Here is a 15,433-nt window from a genome sequence, read left to right as displayed (position 1 = left end):
CCATGCCCATGAGGCCCACGTCGCCCAGCTTGTTGTGGCGCGCGGCGGCCGTCACGCCCACGAGCAGGGCGATGACGACGGTCAGGGCCATGGCCAGCACGGCCAGCGGCACCGTGAGGGCCAGGCGCTCCAGGATGAGGTCGATGACGGGCGAGCTGTAGGCGTAGGAGTCGCCCAGGTTGCCGGTGAGCAGGCCGGCGATCCAGTGCCAGTAGCGCGTCCACGCGGGCTGGTCCAGGCCCAGCTTGGTGGCCAGGGCGGCCACGGCGTCGGGCGAGGCGTCCGGGCCCATGAGCATCTGCGCGGCGTTGCCGGGCAGGATCTCCAGGACCAGGAACACGATGACCGAGGCGCCGATCAGGGTACCGATCAGTGTCAGGGTGCGCTTGAGCAGGAAGAGTCCCACCTCAGTCTCCCAGGCAGCGAAGGAATGCCGGCGACGCCCGGGGCGTCATGCCGAGGCGATGCACTCGGCGATCGCGCGGCCCACGTCCACGGTGTTGGCCGTGCCGCCCATGTCGCGCGTGCGCGGGCCTTCGCTCAGCACGGTCTCGATGGCCGAGAGCACGGCGGCCGAGGCCTGCGCGTAGACGGGGTCGTCGCCGCCCAGGTGGTCGAGCATCAGCGCGGCCGACCAGATCTGGCCGATGGGGTTGGCGATGCCCTTGCCCGCGATGTCGGGCGCCGAGCCGTGCACCGGCTCGAACAGCGACGGGAACTTGCGCTCCGGGTTCAGATTGGCCGACGGCGCGATGCCGATGGTGCCGGTGCAGGCCGGGCCCAGGTCGGACAGGATGTCGCCGAACAGGTTGGAGGCCACGACCACGTCGAACCAGTCAGGGTGCTGCACGAAGTGCGCGCACAGGATGTCGATGTGGTACTTGCTGGTTGCCACGTCGGGATAGCGCGTGGCGATCTCGGCCAGGCGCTCGTCCCAGTAGGGCATGGTGATCGAGATGCCGTTCGACTTGGTCGCGGCCACGAGGTTCTTGCGCTTGCGGCGGTTGGCGAGCTGGAAGGCGTAGTCGATGATGCGGTCCACACCCACGCGGGTGAACACGGCTTCCTGGATCGCCATTTCGCGCGGCGTGCCTTCGAACAGGCGCCCGCCCACCGAGGTGTATTCACCCTCGGTGTTCTCGCGCACCACGAGAAAGTCGATGTCGCCGGGCTTGCGGTGCGCCAGCGGACCGGGCACGCCGGGCATCAGGCGCACGGGGCGCAGGTTGACGTACTGGTCGAAGTCGCGGCGGATCTTGATGAGCAGGCCCCACACGGCGATGTGGTCGGGTACCTTGGCGGGGTCGCCCACGGCGCCGAAGTAGATGGCGTCGTGGCCCTGGATCTTGTCGGCCCAGTCGGCCGGCATCATCAGGCCGGTGCGCACGTAGTGGTCGGAGCCCCAGTCGAAGTGGTCGTACGCGAAATCGATGCCGAAGCGCCGACTGACCGCGTCGAGCACGCGCAGGCCCTCGGGCATGACTTCGACGCCGATGCCATCTCCGGGAATGACGGCAATCCTGTGCTTTTGCTTCTGCTGCATTGACTCAACCTGTTCCTGAACCGTTTCGATAAGAGCGCCGACGCTTGTGACACCGGGCCGTCAAAAAATTCTAGGAGCGGGTGGGGCGTGCGCGATGGGGGTTGGCACCCACGAGGCGTTGACAAAAAGAGAAGGCCAAAACGTCAGATCGCAAGGGCGAATAAGTAATTCATGGTCATCAAACTGACTTGAGCTTCTAAAAATTAGAAGGCATTGAGGCAAGAAAACCGTACGAAAGCACCCGCCATGAGGGCCTTCGTACCATCGCGCGCATGCGAACACTTTCACTCCCCACCGGCGGCGAGATGCCGGTTCTCGGTCTCGGCACCTGGCGCATGGGCGAAGACGTCACCCGCCATGCGACCGAGGTGGCCGCGGTGCGCGAAGCCATCGGCCTGGGCTACCGCTTGATCGACACGGCCGAGATGTACGGCGAGGGCGGCGCTGAAACCGTGGTCGGGCAGGCCGTGGCCGATGCCCTGCGCGCGGGCGATGTGCGGCGCGACGAGCTCTTCATCGTGAGCAAGGTCTATCCGCACAACGCGAGCCGGCGCGGCACGGGCCAGGCCTGCGAGCGCAGCCTGGCGCGGTTGGGCCTGGACCGCATCGACCTGTACCTGCTGCACTGGCGCGGCAACCATCCGCTGGCGCACACGGTCGAGGCCCTGCACGAGCTGGTGGCGGCCGGCCGCATCGGCCACTGGGGCGTGAGCAACTTCGACACCGACGACATGGAGGAACTGGCACAGGTCGTCGGCAGCGGCCCGGCCTGCGCGGCCAACCAGGTGTACCTGTCGCTCGGCGAGCGCGGCCCCGAGTTCGACCTGCTGCCCTGGCAGCGCGAACGCGGTGTGCCGCTGATGGCTTACAGCCCGATCGACCAGGGCGCGCTGGCGGGGGATGAGGCGTTGGGCCGACTCGCCGCGGAACTCGGCGTGAGCGCCGCACAACTCGCGCTGGCGGCGGTCATGGCCAGGGACGGCGTGGCGGCGATTCCGAAGGCGGTGCGCAGTGCGCACCTGAAGGAGAACTGGGCGGCGGCGCAGCTGCAGCTCGATGCGGCGACGCTGTCGGCGCTCGACCATATCTATCCGGTACCGAAGCGCAAGACACCGCTCGCGATGATCTGAGGATTTCAGCCGAGCCGTTTGCCTTCGACCGCCTGCGCGATCTCGCGCGCGGTCTCTTGCAGGATCGGCACGTGCTGGCGCAGCATGGCCGGTGTCATCGAGTTGCCGAAGGTCGTCATGCTGAGCACGCCCAGCACGTCGTCGCCGCAGACGATGGGCACCGCGACGGTCGCGCTGTCTTCGCCGCGGCTCGGCTGGCGAAGCCCGTAGCCCCGTCGGCGGGTCGTCTGCAAGGCGCTGAGAACCTTCGGGTCCGGCGAATCGTCGGTGGTTGTGTCGTGGGGCAGGGCCGCGAGCAGCGCGTGGCGTTCCGTCTCGCTGCAGAATGACAGGTAGGCCAGCCCCATCGCGCTTTCGACCAGGCCCAGGCGATGCCCGACGGTCGTGGCAAGAACGGCCAGCGGGCTGTAGGGCATCGTGCTGTATCGGACCGCGATGCGGTCCTGGTCGAGCGTGCCGATGGCCAGCGGCCACTTGATCTGGCGCGTGACGCGCAAGGCGATGGGCGTGCCTGCGTCGACGACCAGGTTGCGCTCCGTATAGCCGCCACCGATCTCGCGCACTTTCTCCGTCACCCGGTAGACGCCGCCATCGCCTTCGGTCGCCACGTACCCCAACTCGCGCAGGGTGCTGAGCAGGCGGTGGACGGTCGGCTTGGGAAGGTCGAGCTGCTGGTGAAGGTCTTTCAGTGCCATGCCGGGCCGCTCGTTGAGCGCGGCGAGCAGGCGCAGTGCACGCTCCACTGCGCGAATCGAGTTGCTGCCACGGGTGCCGGTCATGGCGCAAATTCTAGTGACGGCCCCTCTCCCGTTTCGCCTGCCGGAACACGGCGGAATTCCCGGCTTCGAAACGACCAATCGAACTAACCTGAAGGCCTTCGTACAGGAGGTTCTCAAGGTGAAACTGGCAAGTTATCGACACGGCGGCCGCGACAGGATCGGCATCGTCAGTGCGGATGAGACAACGGTCTGCGAACTGAGTCACGCATGGCGTCAGCTGGGCGGTGAGTGGCCCGAACCTCGGACCATGATCGAGCTGATCGAGGCCGGCCCGCAGGCGCTGACCGCACTGACCGGGGTTGGCGCCGCTGCCTTCGACGCCGCCACGGCCGTGCTCATTGCGCAGGTCCAGTTGCAGGCGCCCGTGCGCCGGCCCTCCAAGATCTGTTGCCTGGCACTGAACAACAGCGCGAATGCCGATCGCATCCTGCAGGGCCCCGCGCACCCGGCGATGTTCATCAAGCCGTCGAGCGCGCTCATCGGGCACGGCGAGGACATCGAATGCAAGCCGCACTATGGCCGCACGCACCCGGAGCCGGAGCTCGCGGTCATCATCGGCACCGGCGGGAAGAACATCCGGGCCGAGGACGCCTATGCCCATGTCTTCGGCTACACGGTGCACAACGACATCACGGGCGCGACGATGCGCGGGGAAGACACCTTCCACTACCGCGCGATCCACCCCAAGTCGCCGGACTCGCGCGAGGTCGCCTTCGTCGACACCTGGGTGAGCTATCCGGGCCGCTACAAGGGCGCGGACACCTTTGCCTGCATGGGACCCTGGCTGGTGACGCGCGACGAGATCGCCGATCCGCACACGCTCGACATCTCCTGCATCCATCGGGGCGAGGTCGTCACGCACGACAACACAGCCAACCTGACGTTCAAGACCCCCGAAGTCATCGCCTTCATCTCCAGCTACATGACGCTGCTTCCAGGGGACGTGATCTCGCTGGGCACGGCGCTGAAGAAGTCGTCCACGGGCGGTGGCGCGGTGCAGAACATCGATCTGCTGCGCTTGGGCGGGCCGGTGTCGGTGGCCATCGAGCGCATCGGCACGCTCACCAACGGCGTGCGGGTGCTGGACGAGGCGCTGGCATGAGCCGGCACGAGCAACTGCTGGCGCGCCTGGAGATCGATGCGTTGAACGCGGAGTTCGCCTACCGCATCGATCGCGGCGAGCCGGAAACGGTGGTCGACCTGTTCACCGCGAATGGCTTTTATGCGCGATCGACGGGCGAGAAGAGCGTGGGGCGCGAGGCGATCCGCGCCGCCTACCGCCAACGTGCCGCCGCAGGCAAGCGCACGGCGCGCCACATCTTCACCAACCTGCGCCTGACGCACGAGAGCGACAGCCGCATCCAGGGCCAGTGCATCCTGACGCTGTTCGCGCAGGACGGCGAACCACCGCTCGTGGCCGAGCCGTTCCTGGTGGCCGACTACGACGACATCTACGAGCGCGAGGCGGACGGCTGCTGGCGCTATGCGCAGCGCGTGGTCACCTGGCGCTTCGTGCAGCGCGACGGCAAGGTCTCGCCGTTGGCGCTGGGGAGCCCATCATGAACGGGCCGATCGACAAGACACCGGGCGAGTCCGCGCTGGTGTGCGTCTCGCACTCGCCGATCATCATGATCCGCGCCAAGGCGCCCGTGGAAGAGCCGCAGATCCTGGCGCACTACGAGCGCTGCATCGCCGGCATCGAAGCGTTCGCGCCCGAGCTGGTCATCGAACTGGGCACCGATCACTTCGCGGGCTTTCCGCTGTCCTGCATGCCGGCGCATTGCGTGGGGCTGGCATGCGAGGCGGTGGCCGACGTGGGCGGATTCCCGGGGCACTTCGATGTGCCGCATGACATCGCCGAGGCGTTGGTGGCGCATCTGCGGGATGAGGACCTCGACACGGCCGTGTCGTACAAGATGCGCGTCGACCATGGGTTTTCGCAACCGCTCAAGCGGCTGACGGGGGCGTTGCATCGCTATCCGGTCATCCCCGTGTTCATTGGCGCGCTGGCGCCGCCGTTTCTTCCGTTCCGCCGGTCGCGGCTGCTGGGCGAGTCGATCGGCCGGTTCATCAGGAAGACCGGCGTGCGCACCTTGCTGATCGGATCGGGCGGGCTGTCGCATCACCCGACACGTTACTTCCCGCTGGTGGGGGATGGCGATCCTGCAGTCACTGCCTACCAGGTCGAGGGCGAGCGGGGCGGGAGCTTCACCGACGAGCAGTGGCTCTCGCGCCTGTACGACATGCATGTCGAAGGCGCCGACATGCTGGTGAACGGGGCGCGAACGCGCGAGGACATCCGGCTCAACCCCGACGTCGACGAAGAGTTCCTGCGCCTGCTGTGCGGCAACGACCTCTCGGTGTTCGATGCCTGGAACCCCGCGGCGATCGTCGAGACCGCGGGCATCGGCTTTCTCGAGCTTCACACCTGGATCGCCGCGACGGCAGCGCATCTGGCGACCGGTGGCGGACCGCCGAAGGAGCGCACCTATGCGCCGACGCTGGAATACGGGATCGGCTACGGCATGGTGAGCGCGGGCGTGCCGTCCTGATCCGCTGAAACGAAAAATCGGCAAGACGCGCACGCGCCTTGCCGATCAGGGGAGGGGACTCGCGCGGGTCAGTGCGCGTCGGCGTGTTTGGCCGCTGCGATCACGGCTTCTTCGTCGTGCTTCGCGCCGTTGAGGAACAGGTTCAGCAGCACGGCCACGATCGATGCCAGCAGGATGCCCGACTCGATCAGCGAGTGGATCGCATGCGGCATCCACTGCTTGAAGTTGGGAGCGATCAGCGGAATCATGCCGACGCCGATCGACACCGCGACGATCATCGCGTTGTGGCGGTTGTTCTTGAAGTCCACGCCCGACAGGATGCGGATGCCTGTGGCGGCCACCATGCCGAACATCACGAGGCCCGCGCCACCGAGCACCACGGTGGGCAGCGATTCGACCAGCGCGGCCATCTTCGGCAGCAGGCCCAGCACGATCAGGATGATGCCGCCGGCCACGCAGACGTAGCGGCTCTTGATGCCGGTGACGGCCACCAGGCCCACGTTCTGCGAGAAGCTGGTGTAAGGGAAGGTGTTGAAGATGCCGCCGATCAGCGTGCCCAGGCCGTCGGTGCGCAGGCCCTTGGCCAGGTCCTTCTGGGTGATCTTGCGGTCGGTCATTTCGCCGAGCGCCAGGAACATGCCGGTCGATTCGATCATCACCACGATCATGATCAGCGTCATCGTGAGGATCAGGATCGGGTCGAACTGCGGCATGCCGAAGTAGAAGGGCAGCACGACGTCGACCCAGGCGGCCTTGCCGACCTTCTCGTAGGTCATGAGGCCGGTGATCGAGGCCACGACAGCGCCGATCACGATGCCCAGCAGCACCGAGATGTTGGCGATGAAGCCCTTGGCGTACTTCACGATCAGCAGGATCGACACCAGCACCAGTGCGGCCACGCCGAAGCCCGAGAGGTCCGCGTACTTGGGGTTGGGCACGGTGGGCATGATTGCGAAGCCCTTGGGCACCGCGGGAATCGAGCTGCCCGGCGAGGTGACTTCGGCCAGCCACTTGGCGTAGACCGGATCGACCAGCGCGGGGGCCGTCGGGCCCACGGGGTTGCCGAAGATCCAGTTGATGCCTACGCGCATCAGGCTGATGCCGATCACCGCGATGATCGTGCCCGTGACCACCGGCGGGAAGAAGCGCAGCATGCGGCTGACCAGCGGCGCGATGATGATCGATATCACCCCCGCCCCGATGATCGCGCCGAACAGCAGCTGCGCCCCGTTCTGCCCGGGGTTGGCGTTGGCGATGGCGACCATGGGCGCCACCGAGGCGAAGGTCACGCCCATCATCACGGGCAGGCGGATGCCGAACCACTGCGTGGCGCCCAGCGCCTGGATCAGCGTGGCGATGCCGCAGCAGAACAGGTCGGCCGAGATCAGCAGCGCGACCTCGTCGGGCGAGAGCTTGAGCGCGCGCCCGACGATGAGCGGCACCGCGACGGCCCCGGCGTACATCACGAGCACGTGCTGGAGTCCGAGGGCCGCGAGCTTGCCCGAGGGCAGTCGCTGGTCCACGGGATGGACTTTGCTGGAAAGGGTCTCTGCCGTCATCGTTTGTCTCCTGGCGCGGCGATGGGAGTGTGCGCGGACGACGCGCTTGCGCTCGGCGTCCACACGTTGTGTACGCGAAACTGTATACAATTTATGCGGCAATCCGGATTCAGGAAAACCCGAATCCGTGGAAGTACCGGCGAACGGTGCCAGCCCGCGCGGCGAGGGCGCCGTTGCTCAGATCAGGCCCGTGTGAACGGCGAAGTTCACCGCCTGGGCGCGCGAATGCACGTGCAGCTTCTTGTAGATGCTCTTGATGTGCACGTTGACCGTCTGGCCGGTGATGCCGAGCTTGGCGCCGATCTGCGCCGAGGCGTAGCCCGATGCCACGTAGCGAAGGACCTGGCTCTCGCGCGGCGTCAGCGTGGTCTCGCGCGCGGGCAGTCGCGGCGGCGGCGGCGGGGTGTCGGCGAACGGTTCGCGGGCGTGGTAGTCCAGGCGGTGCAGCAGGCGCCGGGTGAGCCGCGGCGTGATCGCGGCGCCGCCGTTCACCACGTGCAGCACGGCATCGGCGAAGCTTTGCAGCCAGGCGTTCTTCAGCAGGTACCCCATGGCGCCCAGCTCGAAGGCGCGCAGCACATGGGCATCGTCCTCGAGCGAGGAGATGACGATGACCTCGCTGTTGCGGTGCTGAAGGCGTGTCTCGGCGATCAGCTCGAAGCCCATCTCGTCGCCGAGCTGCAATTCGAGCATCAACACATCGAAGGTGTGGGTGGCCAGCAGCCTGCGCGCCTCGCGAACGCTGTCGGCCTGGCCCTCGAGCTGGATGCGCAGGTCCGACAGCAACTCCTGGGCGATCACCCGGCGCATGTACTCGTCGTCGTCGACGAGCAGCACGCGCACCGGCGAGCTTTCCTGGCCGACCAGGAAGTCCGGCCACAGCCTCGCGGCCGGCGCGCAAACACCGACGGAAGCCTTCTCGCCAGAGCTGATGAGCCTGTGATCGACCATGTGCCTGCCCCGGTCGGCGTGAGTGACGAATGCCGATTGCGTCGAGCGCAGGCTCCGCGCGTCAGTGCACCACCGCGTCGAGGTGGTGCTTGACGGCGTAGATGTACAGCTCGAGCCGGTTCGCCACGCCAAGCTTCTGGTAGATCGACGTGAGATGGTTGCGCAGCGTGTGCTCGGTGACGAAGGCCTGGCTGGCCAGGGTCTTGTTGGAGGCGCCGCTGCCGTGAACCACGGTGCGGACGATGTCGCGCTCCTTCTGGGTCAGGCTGGCCTGCCTGGCCGACTCGGGGTCGGCTTTCGGCGGTTTCTTCACCGAGGTGAGTTCCGAGAGAACGCGGCCCATGGTCTGGGTGTCGACGCAGAGCTCGCCGTGGTGCACGCGCTCGATTGCATCGAGCAGCTGCTCGGCCGAGGCGTCCTTGCGCATCACGCCGCGCGCGCCGCGCAGCACCGCAAGGTCCAGGGTGCGCTGCTCGCGTTCGCCTGTCAGCACGACGACGCGCGACACCTCGTTCGACAGCAGCTGCGGCAGGATGTCGAGGGCGCAATGGCCGTCCAGGTCGAGGTCGAGCACGATGACGTCGGGGGCCAGGCTCTGCGTGTGCGCCACGGCTTCTTCGCAGCAGCCGGCGGTGGCGACGACCTTCATGCGCGGCTGTTCGCCGTCGATCAGCCGGGACAGGCCCCACAGCATGGTTTGGTGATCGTCCACCAGCAGGACGCCGATGGGACGGGCTTGTTCTGTCTGCATGAGGGACTCCTCGGGGTGTTGTCGTGCGTTGTGTCTCAGATGGGGATCTCGATCAGCACCGCGGTGCCGCCGCCCCTGCACCGGCTGACCTGCGCGCGGCCTCCCAGCGCCGCCGCGCGGTCGCTGAGGGAGCGTGGCCGGAACTGCGCGAAGTTCTCTTCGCCGCCTTCGTTCTCGATGCGCAGGTGCAGGCGGCCGTCCCGGCAGCCGAGGCGCACGCTGCCGCGCCGGGCCTGCGTGTGCTTGCAGATGTTGTTCAGGCCTTCGCCCACCATCTGCAGGACTTCCGCGGTCATCCGGTCGTCAAGACGCACGGGGCCTTCGACGTTCACCGAGATCTCGATGCCGTAGAGCCCCTGGACGCGCGCGGCCTGGTGGTGCAGCTGGGGCAGCACGAGCCCGGACGGACTTTCCGTGCCGTGCTTGACCGTGCCCGCAAAACGGCGCAGATCGGCGATCACGCCGTTCGCCACCTCGGCGAGCTTGTCGAGGTCCTCGAGCAGCGGGTTGTCCGCGGTGGCCTTCTTGCGCAGGGCGCACAGGCCCATGCGCAGCCCGATGTAGGGCTGCACGGCGGTGTCGTGCAGGTCCAGCGAGATCTTCAGGCGCTCGGTCGCGGCCGCTTCCGAGGCCATGCGGTCGAGCACCTCGATGGTCTCGATGACCGGGAAGATCTGCTCCATGAGGTGCGCGAGAAACAGTGCATCGGACTTGCTGAAGTGGCCGTTGCGCGAGGAGATGAACACGCGCCCCTCGCCCAGCCGCAACGGCAGCGCGGCGCTGATGAACGCGCGGGCCTCGAGCATGGCGGCCACGGCGGCGCTGCGCCTGGCGCCGTCGCGGCCTTCGGGGTGCCAGCCGCTTGCGCCGGGGCCGTGCACGTGGCTGCGGGCGAGAAAAAGGTGCAGGGGCCAGGGCAGGCGGTTGCTCAGCACGGTGTGCGGATGCCCCAGCGTCACCAGCGGCGACTCGGCGATGCCGCCGATCGTCTCGACACCGACGTGCTCGCAGGTGTCGTCCTTGCGCAGCGTGCGCAGGGTCCAGTTGCCGGTGGTGGTGTCCCGCGTCATGACGATGCAATGGCTGGCCTTGAAGAAGGCCATCGTCTTTTCCATCGTGCGGGCAATGGTGCGGCCCGCGCCGAAGCGCGGGTTCGAGAGCTGGCTGATGTCGCCCAGCAAGGTCAGGCGCCGCTGCAGGATGAGCTTGGAGCCGCCCCAGTGCACGATCATGTGTCCCAGTGCCAGCAGGAAGGTCGTGCGCATCAGCAACTGCGGCGCATCGGCCGTGCTCGTGCCCAGCCCGCAGGCGGCGAACGACGCGACCGAGACGATCGTCACGCGGGCGCCTTCCTCGAAGCCCCAGCGGAACGAAGAGGTGAGGATGGCGAAGAAGTAGAAGAGGAAGAACAGGCTCTGCACGCCGTCGGTCACGAAGATGATCAGCGTGAACCACAGCACGTCGGACCAGTGCACGGCCTTGCCCTGGACATGGCGCCAGCCCGCCTGCGTGCAGGCGTGCACCAGCACGCTATGCAGGAGGTATCCGCAAAAGGCCAGCCAGACCGCGCTGGCCACCGGTTGCCGCGGCGGCCCCGCATTGACCGCCATCGCCAGCACCGCCGAAATCGACAGCACGAGCCGCATGCGGGCTGCCATGAGGGCATCCGTGGACAGGCTGGTGTCGAGGCTCGAGGCGGAGACGGGGGCGCGCATGGGAAGGCATCCTTTGCACGAGCTGTTTCATGCGCCGCGTGGACCGAAGTTCAGCTGAAACAGCTTGGCGTTCATTTTTTCTTGCCGATGAATTCGTGTATGTGAAGGTTTCACATTACTGCTTTGGTTCTCGAAAGCAATGAGCGCCGAACCGTGTGAGTGATGTGTGACGTCTGTTGCATGTGGTTGCAATTGCGTGGCGTGCAGGCTTTTCCATCGCCGCACGGGGGCGCTTGCGCCTCGGCCGAGGGCTGCTGCATGGCAAACGGGTACCCGTTTCATGGAGGTGCGACAGGAGGGGGACGGGGGGAGCGGTGTTCGGGCGCGCCGGACGCACCCATCCGCCCACGCGCCAGGACTGGAGCGCCGTGCGATCCGCACTTCGGGGTTCAGCGCCGCCGTGGTACCAGCGCTGTCCGTCCCAGGGGCGTGACCCGCAAGACGGTCGCCTGCCGCAACTTCTGCCGTGCGCGGCAGATCGGGGGGAGGGTGGCCTCCACCATGCCGGCTGCTTCAAGGACCGCCACGGAATTGATCTCCGACGGGTCCTCGGTATGGAGGGGAAAGGTCGAGTTGCCGATCCGGCGCAGGTAATCGAGCGGCATCACGGTCCATTGCAGGCGTTCTTCTTGGGGGCCGGCGCCGCCGTGGCAGAGGTTGGCGATCTCCGCATGCCCTTCTTCCGTGATGGCAAAGACCTGGGCGCTCTCGTACCGCTGGTAACCGAAGTTGTCGACATGGAACTCGGCTTCGATGAGTCCGGTCGCCACCAGGACCGATGCGTGCCGGATGTCCGCCTCCGCGGTGAGCATGACCGGGAATTGCTTGTGCAGAAGCCGAAGAAGAAGGATGAGCGGCATACGGTGCTCCTCGCAATGTCAGCGGCGTCGGCAGGCCCGGCAGCGAACAGGCATCCGACGTGCAGCTCCGCAAGGGGTGGCACTCGGCAGGCGCTCGCCTGGGGTGCCAACGGGGAGCAACGGTCGCACTGAACGCGCTGGGACAGACACGGAAGCCACCCTTGTAAAAAATGTGATTTTTTCACTTTAGTCCCTTTTTCGTACTTACGCCATGAATTTGGCGATAGATGGCCGAAGGTGTTATCCGGCGCGACTGCACGCGCGCAGGCGCGCCGCAGTGCGGCGGTGTCGAACTGGATATGAAAGTCCCCGGCTTCGCCTGCCACCGGGTGGGGCGGGCGAAGCGGCTGGCCGGCGGGGAGCCCCGCCGCCTCTGGTCAGGGGGTGAATGTCACCCGCTGGGCGATCAGAACGCCGTCGACCACCCGGTCTCCCACGACGGTCACGCGCTGGCCGTTGGCCAGGTTCGCAGCGGTACCGTTCTCGAACGTGGTACCCGGCCCGCTGGCGTCCACCGGCTGGCCCTGGACCCGGAAAGAGGCGGGAGACTGGTAGCCGCCGATGGCGCCGATGAGCGTGAACGACGCCGGCCCGCCCGTGCCCGGCACATGGCGAATGCGCAGCTTTTTGACGACCAGCACCCCGCCGGACATGAAGCCGTCGACTTCGACCTTCACGCCGTTGCCGAGCGAACCGACGGGGCCGCCCGTGATCTGCGCGTTGGTGGCGTCGACCGGCGTGCCCAGCACCTTGAAGGCGCCGCGCGAGGCGAAATCGGTGATGACCCCCGCGAGCTGCAGTGCGATGCCGTTGCTCGCCGGTATCGCGTACCAGCCTTCCACCTTGGTCGCCGTGAACGCGCTGCCGGTCGGTGCGGTGGTGCCACGGGCGCGCACGATGACGCCGTTGGCCAGCGACGACGCGTCGATGCCCGCGAAGCTGGCGCCGCCATAGCCGACGGTCAGTTGGCCGAGCGTGAAGGTCTGGTTCGTCGCATCGAGGTTCTGGATGGCGCCCGTGACCAGCGGGGCGGTCAGCGTGGGGGCGATCTGCACGCGGGTGGCGCGCAGCGTGCCTGGCGCACCGGGCAGGCCCCATACCTGGATGAGGCTGCCATCGGCAACGCTTGCGAGTCCGTTCGCGTCGGCCCAGACCGTGGCCGAATCGATGCTCACGCTGATGCCCATCACGACGAAGCTGCCGGCTCCCACATCGATGCGCGAGACGGCGCCGCGCAGTTCGGCCCCCGAGACGACCTGGGTCGCGATGCCGCGGGTGAAGTCGGGGTCGACCTTGCCGGCGACCCGCGCGCTCATGCCGATCTGGAGCTCAGGGGCGTCCTCGACCGTGAAGGTGGCCGTGTCCGTGTCGTAGCGCAGGCCGTTCAGGATGATGCTGCCCAGGCCGTCCACGGCGCCGATGCCGGCGGCATCCGCGGTCACGCCGGTGCCGCCCGAGCCGACACCGGAGCCGCCGGTGTTGTTGCTGGCGGTGTCGCCAGAGCCGGGGCCGGAGTTGCCAGTGCCCGAGCCCGCACCGGTGCCGGACCCGGTCGCATCCCCGCCCGTGCCCGTGCCGCTCGGGCTGTCACCGCCGATCGCGGTGCCCGAACCCAAGCCCAGACCTGCCGTCGAGCCACCGCCGCCAGCACCACCACCGCCGCCTCCGCAGGACATCACCAGGGCCATGAGGCCGGCGCAGAACAAGCCAAGGATGAGCCGGCGGGGTGTCTTGATCGTGCTCATGATGTGCGCTCACTTTCAGGGGACGTGGATGCAGGCGGGGGCGGTGGCGGACTGCCCTCGTCTTCGTAGTACGTGTAGATGCCGACCCGGATTCGCCCCTGGGCGCGGTCCGGCGCGCGGTGGACCGCCTGCGCCATTTCCTGGGCGAGCTCGTGGTGCAGGGCGGACCAGCGCTCGCGCACCAGGCGGTGGATCTGTTCGCAATCGATCAGCGAGAGCCCGCGCGCGTACACCGCGCGCTCGAGCATGCGGGGCTGCTCGCCCAGCGTGTTGGCGACGGCCGCCAGCAGGTGATCCCGGCCGTTGTCTCCCAGGAAAGCCAGCATGGATTGCAGGTCCTGCACGGGCACGAAACCGTCGGCGGCGAGTTCGGCCACGCCTTCGTTTTCCGTCACCATGTTCAGACGGATCAACTCGTCGAGGATGGTGCGGTGGTGAACGTTGCCGCGGCTGCTCAGGCGGGCGACCGCCTCGAAAGAGGGGGCCGTGTGGCCTGCCGTGACAGGCAGTCGCCGAAGCGATTCATCTTCGGTCAGCATCTGCAGCCACAGCGTGAACGTCTTGGCCGCGGCCGACAGTTCGGTGTGGGGCAGGGGATCGACGGTGGCGCGGACCTTGGCGGTCACCGCCTTGCGGTTCAGGCCGGTGGTGACCGACAGCTGGCTCAGGTTGGGCTTGGGAACGCCCTGGCTGCGCCAGGTGTGCTGCGCCTCCTCGATCAGCAGGTCGCGCAGCAACTCCTCCAGGTGGGGGTGCTTGATGCCCATCGCGAGTGCGAGCTTCACCACGGGTCGGAGGATGCGTGAGCAGGCTGCCAGGGCCCAGTCCAGCCGTTGTTCCATGACGCGTGTGTTGTCCTGAAAGTGCGATGCCACAGGATCGGAGGCGGCGCCTCCGACCACCATCAACGCCCCCATTGTCCTGCGCACTGCGCTGGAGTGAAAGCTTTGGACTGTGTTTTGTCGGCCAGTGAGCCAAAGTCTTATCGCTCGGGCATCGTGCGGCCGTCCGGCCGGTGGTGCCGGGCTGGTCGGCCGACCGGCTGGTCAGGTTGTCTATGTCGCCGTGCAACCTGCCGGCAGCGAGGGGCCGCGCGGGCGACAGGCGCAGGGGAGGTCAGGCCAGCAGGGCCTTGACCAGGTCGAGCTGGCGGTCGGGCTTCTCGGTGCCCAGTTCGAGGCTCGCCTCGATGCGTTCGAGGTGCTCGATCATGCAGGTCACGGCCGCTTCCACGTCGCCCTTGCGGCACAGGCGCAGGAAGTCGGAGTGCTCGTCGGACGAGCAGTGCGGGTCGTTCGACGAGTGATACAGCATGGCGATCAGCGAGCTGCGCGCCACCAGCTCGCGCACCATCTCGGCCAGCGTGTGGTTGCCCGTGGCCTCGGCCAGCGCCACGTGGAAGTCGCCCAGCAGCTTCTCGCGCACCGTACCCATGGTGGTGGACTGGCGCAGCGCGGCGCGCTCGAACTTGATGTGCTGCTCCAGCGTCTGGTAGTCGCGCGGCCGCGCGTTGGCGATGAACAGGCGCACCACCTCGCGCTCGAGGATGCGGCGCACCGCGAACACCTCGCGCGCCTCGTCCACCGAGGGCTGGCAGACGAAGGCGCCCTTGTCGGGAATCATCTCGATGAGCTTGTCTTTCGACAGCATCAAAAGCGCCGCGCGCACCTTGGTGCGGCTCACCGAATAGACCCGGCCCAGCGCTTCCTCGCGCAGCCAGGTGCCCGGCGGCAGCCGCTTCTCGACGATCGCGGTGGCGATGTCGTTGGCGATGCTTTCGATGGAGCTGTTCTTGTCCATGGGGGCGGTGCCAGCGTCGGCTGGAGCGTCGCCGGGTGCGGGGGAGGG

At 67.4% G+C, this 15,433-nt stretch carries 15 protein-coding genes; 4 read left to right on the top strand and 11 right to left on the bottom strand.

Annotated elements, in window-relative coordinates; translation table 11 throughout:
• Positions 1 to 406: ABC transporter permease (locus D3H34_RS30050; RefSeq protein WP_147400520.1), on the bottom strand; the 406-nt coding region annotated here is incomplete at its 3' end.
• A 45-nt stretch (positions 407 to 451) separates the two neighbouring features.
• Positions 452 to 1,543 carry a tartrate dehydrogenase gene (locus tag D3H34_RS30045; RefSeq protein WP_119558436.1) on the bottom strand — a complete coding sequence of 364 codons (1,092 nt, stop codon included), beginning with the start codon at positions 1,541 to 1,543 and terminating at the stop codon, positions 452 to 454.
• Positions 1,544 to 1,815: 272 nt separating this feature from the next.
• On the opposite strand from D3H34_RS30045, the gene D3H34_RS30040 reads away from it, so the two are divergent.
• On the top strand, positions 1,816 to 2,673 hold the full coding sequence (locus D3H34_RS30040; RefSeq protein ID WP_119558434.1) for an aldo/keto reductase: 858 nt from the start codon (positions 1,816 to 1,818) through the stop codon (positions 2,671 to 2,673).
• A gap of 5 nt (positions 2,674 to 2,678) precedes the next feature.
• Here D3H34_RS30040 and D3H34_RS30035 read toward each other — a convergent pair whose 3' ends face one another.
• On the bottom strand, positions 2,679 to 3,452 hold the full coding sequence (locus tag D3H34_RS30035) for a helix-turn-helix domain-containing protein (protein WP_119558432.1): 774 nt from the start codon (positions 3,450 to 3,452) through the stop codon (positions 2,679 to 2,681).
• A 247-nt stretch (positions 3,453 to 3,699) separates the two neighbouring features.
• On the opposite strand from D3H34_RS30035, the gene D3H34_RS30030 reads away from it, so the two are divergent.
• Genes D3H34_RS30030 through D3H34_RS30020 form a run of 3 tightly spaced genes read left to right on the top strand, consistent with a single transcriptional unit; the run spans position 3,700 to position 6,004 of the window.
• Positions 3,700 to 4,554 carry a fumarylacetoacetate hydrolase family protein gene (locus tag D3H34_RS30030; RefSeq protein WP_286186459.1) on the top strand — a complete coding sequence of 285 codons (855 nt, stop codon included), beginning with the start codon at positions 3,700 to 3,702 and terminating at the stop codon, positions 4,552 to 4,554.
• On the top strand, positions 4,551 to 5,015 hold the full coding sequence (locus tag D3H34_RS30025; RefSeq protein WP_119558428.1) for a nuclear transport factor 2 family protein: 465 nt from the start codon (positions 4,551 to 4,553) through the stop codon (positions 5,013 to 5,015). The genes D3H34_RS30030 and D3H34_RS30025 overlap by 4 nt, the downstream gene beginning before the upstream one ends.
• Positions 5,012 to 6,004, top strand: coding sequence for a DODA-type extradiol aromatic ring-opening family dioxygenase (locus D3H34_RS30020; RefSeq protein WP_119558426.1), 993 nt, complete (start codon positions 5,012 to 5,014; stop codon positions 6,002 to 6,004). The genes D3H34_RS30025 and D3H34_RS30020 overlap by 4 nt, the downstream gene beginning before the upstream one ends.
• 68 nt (positions 6,005 to 6,072) lie before the next feature.
• Here the strand turns inward: D3H34_RS30020 and D3H34_RS30015 are convergent, their stop codons facing one another.
• The 8 genes from D3H34_RS30015 to D3H34_RS29980 form a co-directional block, all read right to left on the bottom strand.
• On the bottom strand, positions 6,073 to 7,563 hold the full coding sequence (locus D3H34_RS30015) for a nucleobase:cation symporter-2 family protein (RefSeq protein WP_119558424.1): 1,491 nt from the start codon (positions 7,561 to 7,563) through the stop codon (positions 6,073 to 6,075).
• Positions 7,564 to 7,740: 177 nt separating this feature from the next.
• On the bottom strand, positions 7,741 to 8,514 hold the full coding sequence (locus tag D3H34_RS30010; protein WP_119558422.1) for a response regulator transcription factor: 774 nt from the start codon (positions 8,512 to 8,514) through the stop codon (positions 7,741 to 7,743).
• Positions 8,515 to 8,575: 61 nt separating this feature from the next.
• Positions 8,576 to 9,265: a response regulator gene (locus tag D3H34_RS30005; protein WP_119558420.1), complete on the bottom strand. Its 690-nt coding sequence runs from the start codon at positions 9,263 to 9,265 to the stop codon at positions 8,576 to 8,578.
• Between the two features lie 35 nt (positions 9,266 to 9,300).
• Positions 9,301 to 10,980 carry a sensor histidine kinase gene (locus tag D3H34_RS30000; protein ID WP_119558418.1) on the bottom strand — a complete coding sequence of 560 codons (1,680 nt, stop codon included), beginning with the start codon at positions 10,978 to 10,980 and terminating at the stop codon, positions 9,301 to 9,303.
• A gap of 389 nt (positions 10,981 to 11,369) precedes the next feature.
• Positions 11,370 to 11,840 carry a hypothetical protein gene (locus D3H34_RS29995; RefSeq protein WP_119558416.1) on the bottom strand — a complete coding sequence of 157 codons (471 nt, stop codon included), beginning with the start codon at positions 11,838 to 11,840 and terminating at the stop codon, positions 11,370 to 11,372.
• 377 nt (positions 11,841 to 12,217) lie between these two features.
• The gene (locus tag D3H34_RS29990; protein ID WP_119558414.1) at positions 12,218 to 13,585 is read right to left on the bottom strand and encodes a DUF5666 domain-containing protein; all 1,368 of its coding nucleotides are present in this window, start codon (positions 13,583 to 13,585) and stop codon (positions 12,218 to 12,220) included.
• Positions 13,582 to 14,427 (bottom strand): DUF6502 family protein, encoded by an 846-nt coding sequence (locus D3H34_RS29985; RefSeq protein ID WP_119558438.1) that lies wholly within the window; start codon positions 14,425 to 14,427, stop codon positions 13,582 to 13,584. The genes D3H34_RS29990 and D3H34_RS29985 overlap by 4 nt, the downstream gene beginning before the upstream one ends.
• Positions 14,428 to 14,701: 274 nt before the next feature.
• A complete protein-coding gene (locus D3H34_RS29980) occupies positions 14,702 to 15,385 on the bottom strand; it encodes a GntR family transcriptional regulator (RefSeq protein WP_119558412.1) in 684 nt (227 codons plus the stop codon).
• Positions 15,386 to 15,433: the final 48 nt, after the last annotated feature.

Source organism: Acidovorax cavernicola, assembly GCF_003581445.1.
This window is presented reverse-complemented; position numbering and strand designations above follow the sequence as displayed.

Coding starts and splice junctions, on each gene's coding strand:
- D3H34_RS30020 (WP_119558426.1), top strand. CDS start 5,012: ATGAACGGGCCGATCGACAAGACACCGGGCGAGTCCGCGCTGGTGTGC.
- D3H34_RS30030 (WP_286186459.1), top strand. CDS start 3,700: ATGATCGAGCTGATCGAGGCCGGCCCGCAGGCGCTGACCGCACTGACC.
- D3H34_RS30040 (WP_119558434.1), top strand. CDS start 1,816: ATGCGAACACTTTCACTCCCCACCGGCGGCGAGATGCCGGTTCTCGGT.
- D3H34_RS30025 (WP_119558428.1), top strand. CDS start 4,551: ATGAGCCGGCACGAGCAACTGCTGGCGCGCCTGGAGATCGATGCGTTG.
- D3H34_RS29990 (WP_119558414.1), bottom strand. CDS start 13,585: ATGAGCACGATCAAGACACCCCGCCGGCTCATCCTTGGCTTGTTCTGC.
- D3H34_RS30000 (WP_119558418.1), bottom strand. CDS start 10,980: ATGCGCGCCCCCGTCTCCGCCTCGAGCCTCGACACCAGCCTGTCCACG.
- D3H34_RS30010 (WP_119558422.1), bottom strand. CDS start 8,514: ATGGTCGATCACAGGCTCATCAGCTCTGGCGAGAAGGCTTCCGTCGGT.
- D3H34_RS29985 (WP_119558438.1), bottom strand. CDS start 14,427: ATGGAACAACGGCTGGACTGGGCCCTGGCAGCCTGCTCACGCATCCTC.
- D3H34_RS29995 (WP_119558416.1), bottom strand. CDS start 11,840: ATGCCGCTCATCCTTCTTCTTCGGCTTCTGCACAAGCAATTCCCGGTC.
- D3H34_RS30005 (WP_119558420.1), bottom strand. CDS start 9,265: ATGCAGACAGAACAAGCCCGTCCCATCGGCGTCCTGCTGGTGGACGAT.
- D3H34_RS30015 (WP_119558424.1), bottom strand. CDS start 7,563: ATGACGGCAGAGACCCTTTCCAGCAAAGTCCATCCCGTGGACCAGCGA.
- D3H34_RS29980 (WP_119558412.1), bottom strand. CDS start 15,385: ATGGACAAGAACAGCTCCATCGAAAGCATCGCCAACGACATCGCCACC.
- D3H34_RS30045 (WP_119558436.1), bottom strand. CDS start 1,543: ATGCAGCAGAAGCAAAAGCACAGGATTGCCGTCATTCCCGGAGATGGC.
- D3H34_RS30035 (WP_119558432.1), bottom strand. CDS start 3,452: ATGACCGGCACCCGTGGCAGCAACTCGATTCGCGCAGTGGAGCGTGCA.